The 16,042-nt window shown below is 44.1% G+C and carries 14 protein-coding genes; all 14 read left to right on the forward strand.

What is annotated here, in order from left to right:
* The first annotated feature begins 3 nt into the window (after positions 1 to 3).
* The 14 genes from B2U56_RS03695 (at position 4) to B2U56_RS03760 (ending at position 16,040) form a co-directional block, all read left to right on the forward strand.
* A complete protein-coding gene (locus B2U56_RS03695; RefSeq protein WP_013048211.1) occupies positions 4 to 420 on the forward strand; it encodes a hypothetical protein in 417 nt (138 codons plus the stop codon).
* Positions 421 to 468: 48 nt separating this feature from the next.
* On the forward strand, positions 469 to 2,127 hold the full coding sequence (locus tag B2U56_RS03700) for a peptidoglycan D,D-transpeptidase FtsI family protein (protein WP_286952394.1): 1,659 nt from the start codon (positions 469 to 471) through the stop codon (positions 2,125 to 2,127).
* Between the two features lie 34 nt (positions 2,128 to 2,161).
* A complete protein-coding gene (locus tag B2U56_RS03705) occupies positions 2,162 to 3,664 on the forward strand; it encodes a UDP-N-acetylmuramoyl-L-alanyl-D-glutamate--2,6-diaminopimelate ligase (protein ID WP_013048213.1) in 1,503 nt (500 codons plus the stop codon).
* Between the two features lies 1 nt (position 3,665).
* Positions 3,666 to 5,072 carry a UDP-N-acetylmuramoyl-tripeptide--D-alanyl-D-alanine ligase gene (locus B2U56_RS03710; protein WP_286952396.1) on the forward strand — a complete coding sequence of 469 codons (1,407 nt, stop codon included), beginning with the start codon at positions 3,666 to 3,668 and terminating at the stop codon, positions 5,070 to 5,072.
* Positions 5,069 to 6,016, forward strand: coding sequence for a phospho-N-acetylmuramoyl-pentapeptide-transferase (mraY, locus tag B2U56_RS03715; RefSeq protein ID WP_013048215.1), 948 nt, complete (start codon positions 5,069 to 5,071; stop codon positions 6,014 to 6,016). Before B2U56_RS03710 ends, mraY begins: the two co-directional genes overlap by 4 nt.
* 32 nt (positions 6,017 to 6,048) lie before the next feature.
* Positions 6,049 to 7,422 (forward strand): UDP-N-acetylmuramoyl-L-alanine--D-glutamate ligase, encoded by a 1,374-nt coding sequence (gene murD / locus B2U56_RS03720; RefSeq protein WP_286952397.1) that lies wholly within the window; start codon positions 6,049 to 6,051, stop codon positions 7,420 to 7,422.
* A complete protein-coding gene (locus tag B2U56_RS03725) occupies positions 7,419 to 8,519 on the forward strand; it encodes an FtsW/RodA/SpoVE family cell cycle protein (RefSeq protein ID WP_286952399.1) in 1,101 nt (366 codons plus the stop codon). The genes murD and B2U56_RS03725 overlap by 4 nt, the downstream gene beginning before the upstream one ends.
* Positions 8,516 to 9,604, forward strand: coding sequence for a UDP-N-acetylglucosamine--N-acetylmuramyl-(pentapeptide) pyrophosphoryl-undecaprenol N-acetylglucosamine transferase (locus B2U56_RS03730; protein ID WP_286952401.1), 1,089 nt, complete (start codon positions 8,516 to 8,518; stop codon positions 9,602 to 9,604). The genes B2U56_RS03725 and B2U56_RS03730 overlap by 4 nt, the downstream gene beginning before the upstream one ends.
* A complete protein-coding gene (murC, locus tag B2U56_RS03735; protein WP_213699932.1) occupies positions 9,605 to 11,020 on the forward strand; it encodes a UDP-N-acetylmuramate--L-alanine ligase in 1,416 nt (471 codons plus the stop codon). It begins immediately after the preceding gene.
* A 3-nt stretch (positions 11,021 to 11,023) separates the two neighbouring features.
* A complete protein-coding gene (gene murB, locus B2U56_RS03740) occupies positions 11,024 to 11,923 on the forward strand; it encodes a UDP-N-acetylmuramate dehydrogenase (protein WP_286952403.1) in 900 nt (299 codons plus the stop codon).
* Positions 11,924 to 11,953: 30 nt separating this feature from the next.
* Positions 11,954 to 12,724, forward strand: a complete 771-nt coding sequence (locus B2U56_RS03745; protein WP_213699931.1) for a hypothetical protein — start codon at positions 11,954 to 11,956, stop codon at positions 12,722 to 12,724.
* Between the two features lie 34 nt (positions 12,725 to 12,758).
* Positions 12,759 to 14,075 carry a cell division protein FtsA gene (ftsA, locus tag B2U56_RS03750; protein ID WP_286952405.1) on the forward strand — a complete coding sequence of 439 codons (1,317 nt, stop codon included), beginning with the start codon at positions 12,759 to 12,761 and terminating at the stop codon, positions 14,073 to 14,075.
* A 22-nt stretch (positions 14,076 to 14,097) separates the two neighbouring features.
* A complete protein-coding gene (gene ftsZ, locus B2U56_RS03755; protein ID WP_286952407.1) occupies positions 14,098 to 15,261 on the forward strand; it encodes a cell division protein FtsZ in 1,164 nt (387 codons plus the stop codon).
* Between the two features lie 107 nt (positions 15,262 to 15,368).
* Positions 15,369 to 16,040 carry an SPOR domain-containing protein gene (locus tag B2U56_RS03760; protein ID WP_286952409.1) on the forward strand — a complete coding sequence of 224 codons (672 nt, stop codon included), beginning with the start codon at positions 15,369 to 15,371 and terminating at the stop codon, positions 16,038 to 16,040.
* The last annotated feature ends 2 nt before the right edge of the window (positions 16,041 to 16,042 follow it).

A 16,042-nucleotide genomic window follows, 5' to 3' on the forward strand; every position in this document is an offset into this window, starting at 1 on the left:
ACCGTGTATAACACTCAGGCATGGGACCTAAGATGTGATTCAAAGGTAAAAGTAAGTCCGTATTTTGTGGTGTTTGTTTTTATTATGGTAGTTTCATTTGTAGGATTAGGAGTTTTGAGACTTTACGCTAACAGGCTTGAGGCCCGTCTTAATGAAATTAATTTGCAAATAGAAAGCTACGAAATGCAAGAGGTAGATATGCGGCGTGCACTTTCCACTCTTACATCTCCGGAAGCCATTTACGGATATTCACAGAAAAAATTAGGTATGATAGCAAATGTCCGTAGCGAGAAAGTTCACGTAGCGATGTCTCCCCCTTTACACCAATCTCAGAAAACTATGGCTTCTTCTGTCCGGAGAGAGCATCGGCTGGGATTTCTCTTTTCTTTGTTCTCGTCCCAAGCTACTGCTAAAGAATAGTAGTATTCTTGTCCTTTGTAGTTAATAAAGTAATATGGAAACGATAAGATGAAAAAAACCTTTTTTTTTAACCCTTGGTTCGCAGTATTTATCGCTTTTACGACGGTTCTGGTTCGTCTTTTTTTTGTTCATTGTCTGCCCGACAGCAGAGTAGTCCGCCAGGCACAAAGGCAGTACTGGAGTGAAGTTCCTGTTAGTACAACCAGAGGATCTATTGTTGATATTTATGGTAACCCTTTATCTATGTCGGTGCCAGCCTATAGTTTTTTTATTGACCCGGCTTTTTGGGACCCTTCAAATGCACAGGCACTAAACAAACATCTTCCTTCTGCAACAATTAAAAAATTTTCGTCCCCTTTATCTGGGCGCTTTCATTGGGTGGCACGGAAACTCAATCAGGAAGATGCTAATGCTATTGCAGCATTGAGATTACCTGGTCTTTACAGACTGCAAGAAAAAAAACGCATTTACCCCCAAAACAATCTCTCTTCACATGTTTTAGGCTTTTGTGATATTGACGATAGGGGACTTTCTGGAATTGAATTCGTTTGGGATCAGGCCCTATATTCTCCCCCGGGAATAAAGCTTTTTATTAAAGATATTTCAGGCCGTGCCATTGATGTTTCTACTCGGTTGTCGGACCTTGAAAAAATAGAGCACAAAGGAAAAGTTCGACTTACCATGGACATGCGAATTCAGTACATCGTTGAACGACGTCTTCAGGAAGCAGTAGATCAGCATAATGCGCACTGGGGAACTGCTATTTGCATGAACCCGCATACAGGGGAAATTCTAGCCCTATCCAGCATGCCAACTTTTGATCCTAACAATAGGACAGAGCTGCTTGACACAAAAAAAATATTTAATAATGCTGTGAGCCGGGTATATGAGCCAGGATCAACCTTTAAACCCATTGTCGTTGCGATTGCTCTTGAGAGGAAGGCAACGTATCCCTCAGAAATCATAAAAACTCCTCATAAGATCAAGGTTGCTGATGGGTCTATTTCCGAGTCAGGAAATCATAGCTGGGGAAAACTCTCTTTAGGGGATATCGTGGTAAAATCTTCCAATGTTGGAATGGCTCAAATAGGATTACGTATTCGCCCTTTTAATATGTACAACTGCCTTAAAGAATGGGGGTTTGGCCAGACTCCGGGCATAGAGCTCAATGGAGCAGAAGCAGGACTTTTACCTTCCCCTGACCAGTGGAGAGGAGTTGTACCAGCAAATATTGCTATAGGACAAGGAATAGGGGTAACACCTCTTCACCTTCTCACCGCTATAAATGCCATAGTAAATGGGGGGGAGCTTTTGCGTCCTTACATTGTGGCAGAAGTAACAGATACGAAAGGAAAAACTGTGTATAAAGGACAGAGAGAAAATGTTCGAACAGTGGTGACTCCAGCTATAGCAGCCTGGCTGAGAAAGATAATGAGAGAAGCCGTGATTAATGGCACTGGCAGGTCGGCGAATACTGCTGTAACTTCTGTCGCAGGAAAAACGGGAACAGCACAGGTAGCAGAAAAAGGGGTCTATGCGAAAAAAAAGTGGGTCGCCTCGTTTGTGGGGTTTTGGCCTTACGATTCTCCACAGTATGTCATGCTCATAGTTATAGGAGAGCCATCTAAAGGCAGATATTATGGCGGCGATGTGGCAGGGCCGGTTTTCAAAGCAATAGTAGAAGATATGGCTTTGCTTAACCTGTAGAAAGACAAGTGATAGAGAGGGGCATATATAATTTATGTCGACTTTACAGTTGGTTCTCAAGGCCTTAAAAGAAAAAAACTTGTTAAAAGAGGCACGAAACATTTCAAATCCATCTCTTGTTCTCTGGGACGTGTTTAATAAGAGCCACCAATGTGAAGAGAACAGCCTTTTTTGTTGCATCCCAGGTGAAAAACATGATGGGCATAGTTTCGCTTCAGATGCAGTGCAAAGAGGAGCAGCGGTTTTGCTTTGCCAGCATGCCCTACCTCTCCAAGTGCCGCAGATTATAGTTGAAAACTCCCGTTGGGCTATGGGGTTTGCCGCGGCAGCTGTGTATGGTTTTCCATCTAAACAAGTTTCTTTATACGGCATTACTGGTACTAATGGTAAAACTACGTCTTCATATATGATCCGAAGCATACTTGAAGAAGCTGGTGAAAAGTGCGGATTGATGGGGACTATTGTCTATGCAGATGGGGAAAAGGAGCAGGAGGCAGATCGGACAACCCCTGAAAGCTGTGACGTTCAAAGACTTATTGCCCGCATGAAAAGAAATGGCTGTACAAGCGTTATTATGGAAGCCTCTTCCCACGGGGCAAACCAGGGGCGCTTAAATGGTTGTCTTTTCCAAGGGATGGTCTTTACCAATTTAACCCCAGAACATCTTGATTACCATAAAGATATGGAGCATTATTTTGAGGCAAAGAAAAAGCTCTTCGAAGAGTATGTTTCAGAAAATTGGTGTGGGGCAGTGAATAGTGACGATGAATATGGTAGAAGGCTGCTCAGAATCTATGGAAAGAAATGCCTTTCTTTTGGTCTAGACTCCACAAGACACCACGACGTGCAACTTCAGAATTTTTATATGACACTATCGGAGCTTTCTATGAAAGTGCAGTTTTTCAACTCAGACCCCATAGATATTACTTTGCCTTTAACAGGACGTTTCAATATATACAATGCTTTAGGCGCTATGGCTATTTGCTATAAAATGGGAGTAGCCCCCCTTGTTATAAAGAAAGGGCTAGAGTCTATGCCCCAGGTTCCTGGCCGATTGGAAAAGTACTTTTTTGAGAACGAAGTTTGTGGAGTGGTGGACTATGCGCACACACCAGATGCTTTAGAAAATGTCCTCTCTGCCCTGAGAGAGGTTTGCCATGGTAAAATTATTTCTGTTTTTGGCCATGGAGGCGAAAGGTACCAGGCCAACCGCCCGCTTTTAGGGCAAGTTGCAGCCAGGCTAGCCGATATAATTATTGTAACCATGGATAATTCGCGGAGTGAGGATCCTGCTAAAATAGCGGAAGCAATAGAACAGGGCATAGCAAGTGTTGTTGAAGCTCCACCCCATTACCGCATTTTAGATCGGAATGAAGCAGTTCGGACCGCTCTCTCCATGGCTAAGCCCGGTGACGTGGTTGTCGTGACAGGTAAAGGGCCCGAACGTTTTATTGTTATGGATAATAACAAAATAGAATACAATGACTCGCATGCTATTCAGCAGTGGGCCCTAGATGTGGGATTGAGGTGGAGATAAAGTGAGATGGCAGTTATGGAAAGTTTCTGATCTGGCAGAATCTGTCGGTGCTTCGTGGTGGGGAGAAGACATTATCCTTCCAGACTTTTTTACTGCCGACAGCAGGGAAGTTCGGCCGGGAGCTGCTTTTGTAGCGATACGCGGCAATGCTGAAGATGGGCACGATTATATTAAGGATGCTTTACATCAGGGGGCTTCTCTCATCATTGCTGAAAAAGGACGGATCCCCCAAGGACTGTCAATTCGGGATAGAGCAGTTATTGAAGTGAATGACTCTGTTGTGGATTTAGCACGCATGGCTTCGGCTTATCTTTCTGCGTGTTTGCCAGATGAAGTGATAGCTATTACAGGAAGTGTGGGCAAAACTACCACAAGAGAAGTATTAAAGAAATGCTTTGAGGGAATGCCACTTGTTTTCGGTGCTGAGAAAAGTTTTAACACTCTCATCGGATGCTCTCTTACAATCCTTGCGATGCCGGCAGGGACGAATGTCCTCATACTGGAGATGGGAACAAATAAACCTGGGGAAATAGAAGAGATGGTTCAGTATTTTCCTCCAACAAGGTGCATTATTACAGAAGTAAGCTCTGCCCATCTGGAAGGTTTGGTAACATTGGAAGGAGTTATAGCAGCCAAAATGGAGATTACCAGGTCTCCTCATTTAAAAACCCTCATTTTTAATGCTGATAATGAAAACCTCGCCAATGCAGCAGGACAAGTTTATGGAACCTGCAAGAAGATTGGAGTAGGAGTTCGAAAGGGCGAAGTTCGAATTTGCCAATCTACTTTTGATTTGGTAGAAAATCTGCCACGCCTAAAAACTACAATTCGATGGGAAGATGGCGTTATTTCAGATCTGTATTGCGGCCTATGGGGAACCCATAATTCCCTTTCTCTAGTTTACGCTTTAACCCTTTATAGGGAGTTGGGGTACCCTCTTGAAGAGGCATTGAGAAACCTGGAGACCATGACTTCACTTCCAGGCAGAGGAAGGGTCTTTTCAACAAGAGCTGGAGCGGTCATCATTGATGATTCATATAATGCCAATCCCTCTTCCATGAAAGCATCTTTGAACACCTTTTCCACTGTAGAGGTCAAGGGGCGCAAATTGGCGATCCTTGGCAGTATGAAAGAGTTAGGGAAGGAAGAAAGCGTACTTCATGAAGAAATATTAAGGAGCACTCATTTTTTAGATGCTCTTTTCCTGGTAGGAGAAGAATGGAAAGTGCCGCTGGAGAAAATGCCAGAACATGAACGGAGTAAAATAGTTATTGTATCAAAAGTGCAATCCTTTGCTGTAGAACTGGCTAAAATGATAAGGTCTGGGGATGGGGTGCTCATCAAAGGGTCCCATAGCCACCATCTGGAAAAGGTCGTATTAATTCTTATGGAGGGGCAAGAGTCGTGAATTCGCTTTTTCTCTTCGGTGTTGTTTTTCTATGTGCATTTTTCTTAGAAAGAGATTGGATAGAACGTTCTAATTGCTGGAATATGACCCAGGTACAAAAGGAATATGGGCCACAAAATCATATTGAAACGAAAAGCAAAACGCCTTCTATGGGTGGGGTTATGTTTATATTAGCTTCTCTTATAACCCTTATAGTCATAGTTGTGATGGGATGGGCCGCTTTTTGGGATGTCTTTATAATATGGCTTTTGCCCTGGGGGGCTGCCTTAATAGGATTTGCTGACGACTGGATCAAATTTAAGAGCCGCAGCAGTGAGGGGTTCCCGAGTCTTGTTAAGCTTGTCATTCAGATTATTATTGTTGTCCCCTGGGCTATTCTAATGTCATGGAAGCAGGGAGTGAGCCTTTGTCCAGGAGTTCTGCTTCCATGGTGGTTTGCCGTTCCTTTTTTAGCTATCCTAACTATCGGAATGCTTAACGCTGTAAATGTAACTGATGGGCTTGATGGGCTGGCTATTGGCGCTACGATCATTTCTCTTGTAATGTTTTTAACATGGTTTCCTGGAAATTCGGCTGTACGGGGTTGCGCACTTGGCACTCTCTCTATGAGTCTGGCTTTCCTTTGGTATAATGCCTACCCTGCAGCAGTTTTTATGGGTGATGTGGGATCCCATTTTTTGGCAGGAATGCTTGTTTCTCTATGTGTCTTTAGTGATTTTATAATTGCTGTTATCCCATTAGGTTTTTTGTTTGGTATAGAAATACTTTCAGTATCCATACAACTTGTAGCTATACATAAATTTAAAAGAAAGGTCTTTAAGATGAGTCCCCTTCATCATCATTTTGAACTTTCGGGATGGAGCGAAATCCAGATCGTAACACGCTTCTGGCTTATTCATGGACTTGGCGCATGGGCCTTAATTTACATTTTTTTACAGTGGTGAGCTGAAGAATTCGCTTGAAAGAAGGCATGGTTATGAAGGAAAGCAACCAGGATATAGCCGGGAAAAAGATTACAATTCTTGGTGCTGGAGTAAGTGGAAAGGGGCTTGCGATATTAGCAAAAACCCTTGGAGCCCATGTCTTTGTGACAGAAAAAAAGGACACTCTTTCTCCCGAAGTAGAAGAGGCTTTTAAATTACAGGACATTCAGTGGGAAGTTGGAGGGAATAGCTTAAGAGCACTAGATGCGGATTGTATTGTTGTCAGTTCAGGTATTTCTCCTCAAGCTTCCGTCGTTAAAAAGGCTCAGGGTAGAGGAATACCGGTAATTGGAGAAATTGATTTTGTTGCTCCCCATATAAAAGGGAAAGTTATTGGGGTAACGGGGAGTAATGGAAAAAGCACGACCACAATGCTTATTGGTCATCTTCTGAAAAAATACGGATACAAGACGGCTGTGGCTGGAAATATCGGAAACCCTCTTTCTTTGCATGCCAGTCAGAATTTGGATTTTATAGTGATTGAATTGAGCAGTTTCCAACTTTACTGGGCCCATCTCCTAAAAAGCCACGTAGCTATAGTGACTAATTTGGCACCTGATCATATAGATTGGCATGGTTCTTTCACGAATTATTTGAAAGCAAAGGCGCGTCTTGTCCGTTTGCAGGAACCGGGGCATTGGGCCGTGGTTCAAAACAGAGACGTCGACGCTCTTCAACTCTCGGGCAAATCGGCTGTTGCTTCTCTTTATTGGGAAGGGCAGGAGCCGGTTCATAAGACAGATGCCTATATTTGCATGGGAGAACAGGAAGCCTGGCTTTCCTACAACAAAAAAGAATTACTTTTTGATTATAGAGATGTGGATCTTATCGGGCGGCATAACCTTGAAAATTTAGCTATGACTGCTTCTGCTCTCATTCTCGGGGGCGTTCCTTGTTCGAACCTTACAAAACAACTTTCGGATTTTATACCTCTTCCTCATCGGTGTACTTTTGTGGCTGAAATTGATGGCGTTCGTTATATTGATGATTCAAAAGGAACGAATGTGGCGGCAAGTGCAACTGCCTTAACTTCAATACATGGCCCCAAGGTTGTTATTCTTGGCGGTCAGGGGAAAGGAGAGGATTACTCTCCCCTTGCGGAAGCGGTAAAAAAAGAAGCCAGAGTCGCTATTGTTCTTGGGGCAGAAAAGAAGCCTATCGTTACTGCTCTTGAGGGGGCAGGCTTTGCGCGGCATATTGAAGTTGATTCCATGGAAGATGCTGTGAAAGCAGCGATGGCTCTTTCTCTTCCAGGCGAAACCGTCCTTCTTTCGCCAGCGTGCACAAGTTGGGATATGTACCCCAGTTATAAGAAGAGGGGGGAACATTTCCAGCACCTTGTCAATAAATACGGAGGATTGTTGTGAGCGAGAAGGCACAGCGCGTGGATCCTCTTCTTTGGATCATTCCTCTTGTGCTGAACTGTTTGGGAATCGTTATGATAGTATCTCTCACTTCGCCACAATCTATGGAATCGTGGGGATCTCCTTTTATTATTGGGTTCAAACAGGTTCAGTGGAGCTTTTTAGGGCTTTGTGCCATGTTTATCATGTACTTGCTTCCCATTTCACTATGGAAGAAAGTGAGCGGCCCTCTCTGGGTGTTTGGTTTCTTCCTCTCCTTTAGCACTCTAATACCGGGACTGGGAATAGAGGCAGGGGGAGCAAAACGCTGGATAGATGTAGGAGCCCTTCAATTTCAACCTTTAGAGCTTTTACTCTTGGCTACGGTTATTCATTTATCTAAATGCCTCACTCGATCAGAGCTTTCTTCATCTAGGAAGTTTTGGACTATAACAATGGCAATGATTTTTTTCTCTGCCCTGCCTCTTCTAATGCAGCCGGACATAGGAGGAATGCTTCTTCTGGCTGTGATTTGTATGGGAATCCAAGTGGAAAATCAAGGATGGTGCTACCCTTTGATTATTGGTATTGGGGGTATATCTCTCCTTTTCCCCATATTAATAAAAGAAAGCTATCGTCTTCGTAGATATGTAGCATTTCTTGATCCATGGAAAGAGCCCCTTGACAGTGGTTTCCAGGTTATACAGGGCCTTGTCGCCTTTGCGAACGGCGGACTTATTGGAGTTGGAATAGGGAAAGGCCTTCAGAAAATGAACTATCTTCCGGCAGCACATACGGACTATATATTTGCTGCAATAGGTGAGGAGTTTGGATTTATTGGAACTGGTCTAGTGGTTTTCCTTTTTACTATCTGGGTTGTTAGGTGTTACAAAATATACAGACAGGCGCAAGACCCCTTTATGAGAACCCTTTTATGGGGGCTTGTGATATCAGTACTAGTTCCTTTCTTCATTAATGTAGGAGGAGTTTTGAAATTAATGCCACTTACTGGAATGCCCTTGCCTTTTATAAGTTACGGGGGGAGCTCTCTGTTAATGATGTGGGTACGAGCCGGTCTCATTGTTCGTATAACAAAAGAGATTGCAGGTGCACAGTCATGAAAAAATTGTTTTTTGTAGCGGGAGGAACAGGAGGACACATTTTTCCAGCTATTTCTCTTGGGCAATGGATCGAAGAAAGAGAAATGAAGAACGTAAAAATAGAATATATCTGTGGTTCAAGGCCCCTGGAATGGGAAATATTCAGTCAGAATAACATTGCCCCAACGGTATTGCCCATAGAAGGCTCTCCCCTTGGGATTTTAAAAGCAGGGAAGGTCATTCGCCGATTGGGGAGTCTTTTTTCCGCTTTTTTGCAGTCCGTTTCCCTGATCAGGGAAGATCGTCCCGATGTTTGTGTCCTTTTTGGCGGATATGTTTCTTTTCCACCTATGCTAGCGTGTTTATTACATAGGATACCGCTGGTTATTCATGAGCAAAATTCTGTAGCCGGGAAAGTAACTCGTTTAGCAAAGAAATTTGGTATTCCCGTGCTCTCTGGATGGCAAGAGTGCCGCCCTTTAGAAAAGGATCAATTTAATTATGTTGGAATTCCAATTCGTAAGTTTAAAAAGGTTGACCGTATAGAAGCTTGGGGTAAACTATATACAGGGGTTGATTTTCCAAAGGGCGCTATTGTTGGGGTGCTTAGTGGGTCATTAACGAGCTCACCACTTTTTAAAACTATATGTGAATTGGCATCTGCGCCTGATCTCAAAAACGTTACTTTTCTAGTAGTGGGAGGAAAAGGACGATGTCCCGATATAAATACTCTTATAGCTGTTGAAAGACAGTGGGATATGTCTATAATCTATTCGGTTGTCGATGCTGTTATAGCGCGAGCAGGGGCTTCTACCTTATCCGAACTCATGGTTCTTAACATCCCATCGCTTATTATCCCCTGGCGTGGCGCTTCTGATGGTCACCAAGTGCGGAATGCCGTGCTATTTGAGAAAGAAACTATGGGAAATTTTGTATGGGATGAGCAGGCCTCTGTATTTGAATTAAAACACCATCTCATTGATTGTGTTTCGAAAGTCGATAATGGTACGAAGCTTGACGAGAGATCTCAGAGGGGATTTGAAGATCGTAGTTGTGAAAGGATCTGGGATGTTCTAATCTCGTTAATGCGAAGGGAGAGTCTGTGATTGGACTTAATAATATCAAACTTAAAGGGAATTAACAGAATTCACCTCATGGGTGTAGGCGGGGCAGGCATGAGCGGACTCGCCCTCTTGCTGAAAGATCTTGGATACGATGTAAGTGGGTGCGATGTGAATTGGACGTCATATGTGGATAAAGTAATTCAGGATAATATTGGCTTTGTTCTTCATCACGGTAAAGAGCATCTTGATGATTTTTCCCCAGACCTAATTGTTTATAGCAGTGCTATTCCAGAAGATAACGAAGAGCTCCTTCATGCCAAAAGGAGGGGTATCCCCACAGCTAAAAGAGGAGAAGTGCTGAGCTGGATATTCGATTCCCAATATGGGATTGGCATCGCTGGAACTCACGGCAAAACCACAACCTCATCCATGATCGCTCTCATCCTTGAGCAGTCCGGGTTGAGCCCTACCTTAGCTATAGGTGGCGAACTTTGCGATATAGGAGTGAACGCTAAACTTGGAGAGGGTCCCTATATGGTTGCAGAACTTGATGAAAGCGACGGTTCTTTTGAAGGGTTTCATCCCAACATAGCTGTTTTAACAAATGCTGATTGGGATCATGTGAACCATTATCCTACTTTTGATAGTGTAATTGAAGCCTTTGGTAGGTTCTTAGTTAACCCTAAAGATGACGGTGTAGTTGTCCTGTGCGGTGAGGATGTGGGATTGACAAGGATACTTGATGAAAATCATCTTAAAAATGAAGTAATCACCTATGGTTGGGGCAGTGCCTGGGATTGGGGCGCTTATAACGTGGAACATGTCCCTGGCGGCGGAGTTTCCTTTTCTGTGGCAAAAAATGGGAAGTTTGTAGACGAAGTTAAACTTTCAGTTTCTGGAGATCACAATATAATGAATGCGCTGGCAGCTTGTGTAGTAGCAGATCGTCTTGAGGTTCCCTTCCCTTTGATTAAAAAGACCCTGAAAACTTTCCGGGGGGCAAAACGACGGTTACAGTATATTGGTTCTACAAATGGTATGGACATTTATGATGACTACGGTCACCATCCACGGGAAATAGCGGCGACTCTGAACACTCTATCCCAAATGTTTCCAGAAAGACGACTTAATGTTGTTTTTCAGCCCCATCGCTTTTCCCGTACAGCCGCTATGTACAAGGATTTTGCAGATGTTCTGCTCCTGGCAGATAGGCTTTTTCTATTACCAGTCTATGGGGCAGATGAGGAACCCATAGAAGGTATTGATTCCAATCTTATTTACTCCGAACTGCAGCTTCGCCAGTACAAGAACTGTATTCTTTGCTCCGATATGTATGATGCTGTCGCCCTTCTCAAAGAATCTATGGAAGAGGGAGACGTTGTCGTTACGGTAGGGGCGGGAGATGTTTCCGCGGTAGGTGAGATGCTTGTTGAAGTGAAGGAGAAACGGGTGGTTTAAGAAATGACCCCCTGCAATGTCGCATTATTGAAACGAAGTATAGCGGGACCTGTGAGAGAACATTTTCCTCTTTCGCCCCTTACAACCTTTGGTGTGGGGGGTAGTGCTGATGTTTGTATCTGGCCTGCTTCTACACAAGATCTTGTGACTCTTGTAAAAATGAAAGAGGATACTTCGCTCAATATTATAGGAGGAGGAAGCAATCTTATAATTTCAGATGGCGACATAAAGGGTTTCGTCCTTTGTACAAAATACCTATCATCCTTTTCTCTTTTTAGAAAGAACAATGAAGTAGACATAGAAGTTGGGACCGGAGTTTCTCTAGGAGTCCTTGTTTCTTTCGGGTTACGCTATGGTTTTAGCGGAATGGAGTTTGGTATCGGGATTCCTGGAACTGTAGGCGGCGCTATCATAGGAAATGCAGGTGTTCAAGGAGAAACTGTTTCAGATGTAATACAATGGGTTGAAGTTGTAGATGAGAGTGGAGAGGTGCTTCGTTTTAAGAAAGAAGAATTGCCTTGGGGCTACCGACGATCAGTTCTTCAAGAAAGAAACTATATAGTGACAGCGTGTGGTTTGCGTTTACAGGCAAAAGATTCATATTGGGTGAAAGAAAAGGCTGATAATTTTTTGCAAAAAAGAAAATCCCAGCCTCGCGGTTTTAAAAGTGCCGGATGTATTTTCAAAAATCCTGACGGCGAGAGTGCCGGGAAGCTGTTAGATGAATGCGGCTGCAAGGGACTTCGAGTAGGCGGTGCCATAGTATCTGAGGCCCATGCCAACTTCATTCTCAATATGGGTGATGCTAAGGCAGCGGACATCTGGGCTCTGATAGAAGAGTGCCGAAGAAGAGTGTTTGAGAAGACGGGGTATGTTCTAGAGCTTGAAGTGAGGGGCTTTTGAACATGAAGTGGAAAGTAGAGGAGGTTGCATGTGAAACGCTTGCTATTACTCCTTTTTTTGATATTGGGGATAGTGTATTGCGTCGAATCCAATTTTTTATTGCTATCTTCACAACGTATGGAATTACATCTTCCTGACCCCTATTCTGAACAAGTGTTCTGGAGTCATTTCAGTTCGGATTATTTACGTTTCTGTCCCGCTGTCTTTTTCTGCCGGGATAAGGTAAAAGAGAAGATTGAACGGGAAATTCCTGTTGATTTATCAATAAAGTTTCGTTCTTTTAGGGATATACAGGTATCCGCACAACCCCTGGATGTTTGGATCGTTTTGGTGCAAAAAGGGACACGCTGGTACATGTCAAGAGATGGCAGAATATGGGATGGAGATAGCGTCGCAAGCAAGTACATCTATGGAAATAATGTGGATATTGACGTTCCAGTATGGAATTTAAAAGATAGTCTTCCAATTCCTATAGATGGCGCAGGAGAGCCAGGCCGAGTTATCTTTCAAAGTGCTTTGCCTCTCAGTTCTCTCAAAAACTGGGTCGAAGAAATCAGAAAAAATAACTGGGGTGCGCCAATCAAGAAAGTTGAGCTTGGAAGAAAAGCAGGTAGCTACAGCTTCACAATTGAAGTAAAATGGGAAAAACGTTTTGTGAGTATTTATCTTGATGAGAATACAGAGAGGTGGCCAGTTATATCACAGGCATTACCAAAGGTTATGAAAGATCTGCCTTCTGGCAATGAAATTGTAGAGATAGACGCGACCTATGGGAATAAGATAGTGGTTAAAACGCTATGAATTTGATCGATCGTAGGAAGGGAGCGGGAATAAAGTGTACACAGAGCCAGAAATAATAGTGGGGCTGGATCTAGGTACCAGTAAAATAGCAGTTGTTGTAGCGGAAAGGGATTCCCGTTTCCAGGATGCCCAGATTATAGGTATTGGCTCAGCTCCTTCTTTGGGTATCCGCAAGGGACTTATTGTAAACCTGGAACAGGCGGTGCAAGCTGTACGGATGGCAGTACAGGATGCTGAAAAAATGGTTGGTTTCGAAATCGACGAGGCGACTGTGGCTTTTAGTGGCATTGACGCTGCAAGCATAACGTCGAGAGGTATGGTTTCCTTGGGGCGAGTACCTCGACAAGTAGGCATCCAGGACATTGAGCGTGTTATTGAAGCGGCCCAGAGTGAGCTTTCGGTTCCTTCAAATCGCGTGACTCTCCATACCATCCCAGTAAAATACTCCCTTGATGGAAACAGCGGTATAGATGATCCCCTTGGAATGACGGGAATACGTCTGGAAATTGAACTGCAGTCAGTGATCGTACCTACATCTGTTATACAGAATATTATTAATTGTGTTGAGAGCGCAGGATTGAATGTCAACGGACTTGTGATTAAATCTCTGGCTAGCGCCCTTGGTTCCCTTACGGATGAAGAAACACGTACCGGTGCGGTTTCCCTCTGCGTTGGAGGAGGCACAACCGGAGTGGCTCTCTTTTCTGACGGACGTCCTGTCCGACTTACAGTTATCCCCATTGGCGGAGACCATATAACTAATGATCTAGCTTATGTGCTTAAAATTCCTATCAGCAAAGCTGAAAACATCAAACATCAGATTTCTCTTATTCTCGATGAAAATGATGATACGGTAGAAGTTGAAGCGCGGGGACGAACAAAGCTTCTTGAGGTTTCAGAGGCTGTTGATGTGGTTTCTTGCCGTCTTGAAGAGCTTTTTGTTGATCATGTGTTAAAGACCTTTTCTGACCAGAATGTTCATATGTTTCCTGCGGGGATTGTGCTTTCGGGCGGTGTAGCTAAAACAGGCGGGATTGAAACTTTCACTACTGAAGTGATGAATTTGCCAGTTCGTATTGCTGATCCCCTTGATAGTTTTCAAATGCCTCCTGGGCGGAATGATTGTGAGTACACCACTTCTTCCGGAATCATTAGATATATTATGAATAAAGAGCGGAACCCCTATCGGTATATCGAAGCGCCAATTGAGGTTCTTCGATCAGGAGGAATGTCTGCCTACCTGGCAGCAAAAAGAGGAGGACAACAGAGAAACACTAAAAGCGCAAGCGGGGGGGAAGGCTTTCGCCATTTCCTCGAGATGGTGAAGAAATCGATTAAAGAACTTTTCTGATGTATTGTGGGGTGGATGCGGAATGGAGCATGTTTTTCAGATAGACAATGCGACACGGCCTCATCGGGAAAATATTAAAGTTATTGGGGTTGGAGGCGGTGGCGGTAATGCTTTAAATCACATTATCCGAAATGGCATTGAGGGTGTGGAATGCATTGCTGCTAATACAGATATGGCGGCTCTCGGGCTTTCTGAAACGAAAACAAGAGTCATTTTGGGAAGAGAACTTACTCGAGGGCTTGGTGCTGGTGCTGACCCGGACGTGGGATCAGAGGCAGCGAAAGAGTCAATGGAAGAGATACGACAGCTCATTTCAGGCGCAGACATGGTTTTCCTTACAGCAGGCATGGGGGGCGGAACGGGGACAGGTGCGACTCCTGTTATCGCAGAAATAGCAAAGGAGTCAGGAGCTCTTGTTGTTGCAGTAGTAACGAACCCTTTCTCTTTTGAAGGGAAGAGAAGAAGGAACTATGCCAACGATGGCACGGCAATTCTTAAAGAGAAAGTAGATGCTCTTCTTGTGGTAGAAAACGATCGTCTCCTTGAAATTGCAGATAAAAAAACAGGTCTGACAGAGGCCTTTAAGCTTGCAGATGAAGTGTTACGTCAGGCGGTGCAGGGAGTGACAGATCTTATCTTAAAGCCCAGTCTTATAAACGTTGACTTCGCTGACGTGAGAACTGTCATGAAAAATGCAGGTTCCGCTATTATGGGGATTGGTGAGGGACATGGGGATAACAGGGCTGAAACTGCGGCGAAAGCTGCTATTAACAGTCCGCTCATGGCCACTCCTATGGATGGCGCAAAGGGAATACTCTTTAATATAACTGGCAGCAGTGATATTGGTATCCACGAAATCCAGCTGGCAGCAGAAGTGATAAAGGGAACTGCAGATGAAGATGCCACAGTAATCTGGGGGCACACCATTGATGAATCTATGGAAGATCGGATGAAAATAACTGTCATTGCGACAGGGTTCTCTTCTGAAAAAGATCGACGTGCTCCAGTAAGAACAGCGAAAGCGGTAAGTACCAGTAAAACAACTTTGCGTTCTCCAGGTGTTGTCTTAGAGGAGGCCGAGGTTGTTTCAGCACCAGAAGAAGATCTATTTACCATGAGCGGCGTTCCCAAAAACACCTATGACGTTCCTTCAATTATCAGAAGGTCGTCACGTTCCTCAAAATAACCCTCGTCAAAGGGAATTTTATTTAAACACGACAACGGGCGGGGGCCGTTTTAAGATGGCTCTTGCTCGTTTCTTCTTGTAGAACTGAAAAAACAGGAGGTTTTCCCATGTCAGCACGAGAGAATCGCAGGCAGAGAGACAAAAAACCTATGCTTCCCTTTGGAGACCTGATGCTTCCTATTATTGGCCTCATAGCTGTTGGTCTCTTAATTGTGGGCATCAAATTCTTTTTTCTTTCAGAGCCTTCTCGAGAACAACATAAACCAGTTATAGTTCAGGAAAAAACGACTACGACGGCGGCCCCATCTTCAACAGTCGCATCTACAGCTGATGAGACCCCAAAAGCTGCACCTGATAAAGCTGAAAATGCTGTCCCAGTGGCGGGATCTACAGCTCCAACTGCTCCCCAGGTTGCAGCACCTGTTACCCCCCAGACTGCATCGGAAGGCGGGACGCAGAAAACTGCTGCAGTTACTGCTGAAAGCACAAAAGTGGTCATGGCAGCTCCAGCTCAGGATGGGAAGCTCGTAACTGGGGGAGTGGAGAATAGTGCCTGGGGTATCCAAATAGGCTCATTTAAGAGCAATGAATCGGCAAACCGCTTAAAGGAAAAAGTTGAAAAAGAAGGGTATAAGGCCTTTGTGTCCAAGGCTCTTGTCAGCAACAGTACTTTTTACAGAGTGACAGTCTGGGCTGGAAATGAAAGAGGTGAAGCTGACAAACAGGCAAATCAATTAAAGCAGGCAGGCCATCCTGTTCTTGTCGTTCGTCTGCGATAGAA

It is taken from the genome of Aminobacterium sp. UBA4987 (genome assembly GCF_002396985.1).
In the GTDB taxonomy this organism is placed as follows: Bacteria; Synergistota; Synergistia; order Synergistales; family Aminobacteriaceae; genus Aminobacterium; species Aminobacterium colombiense.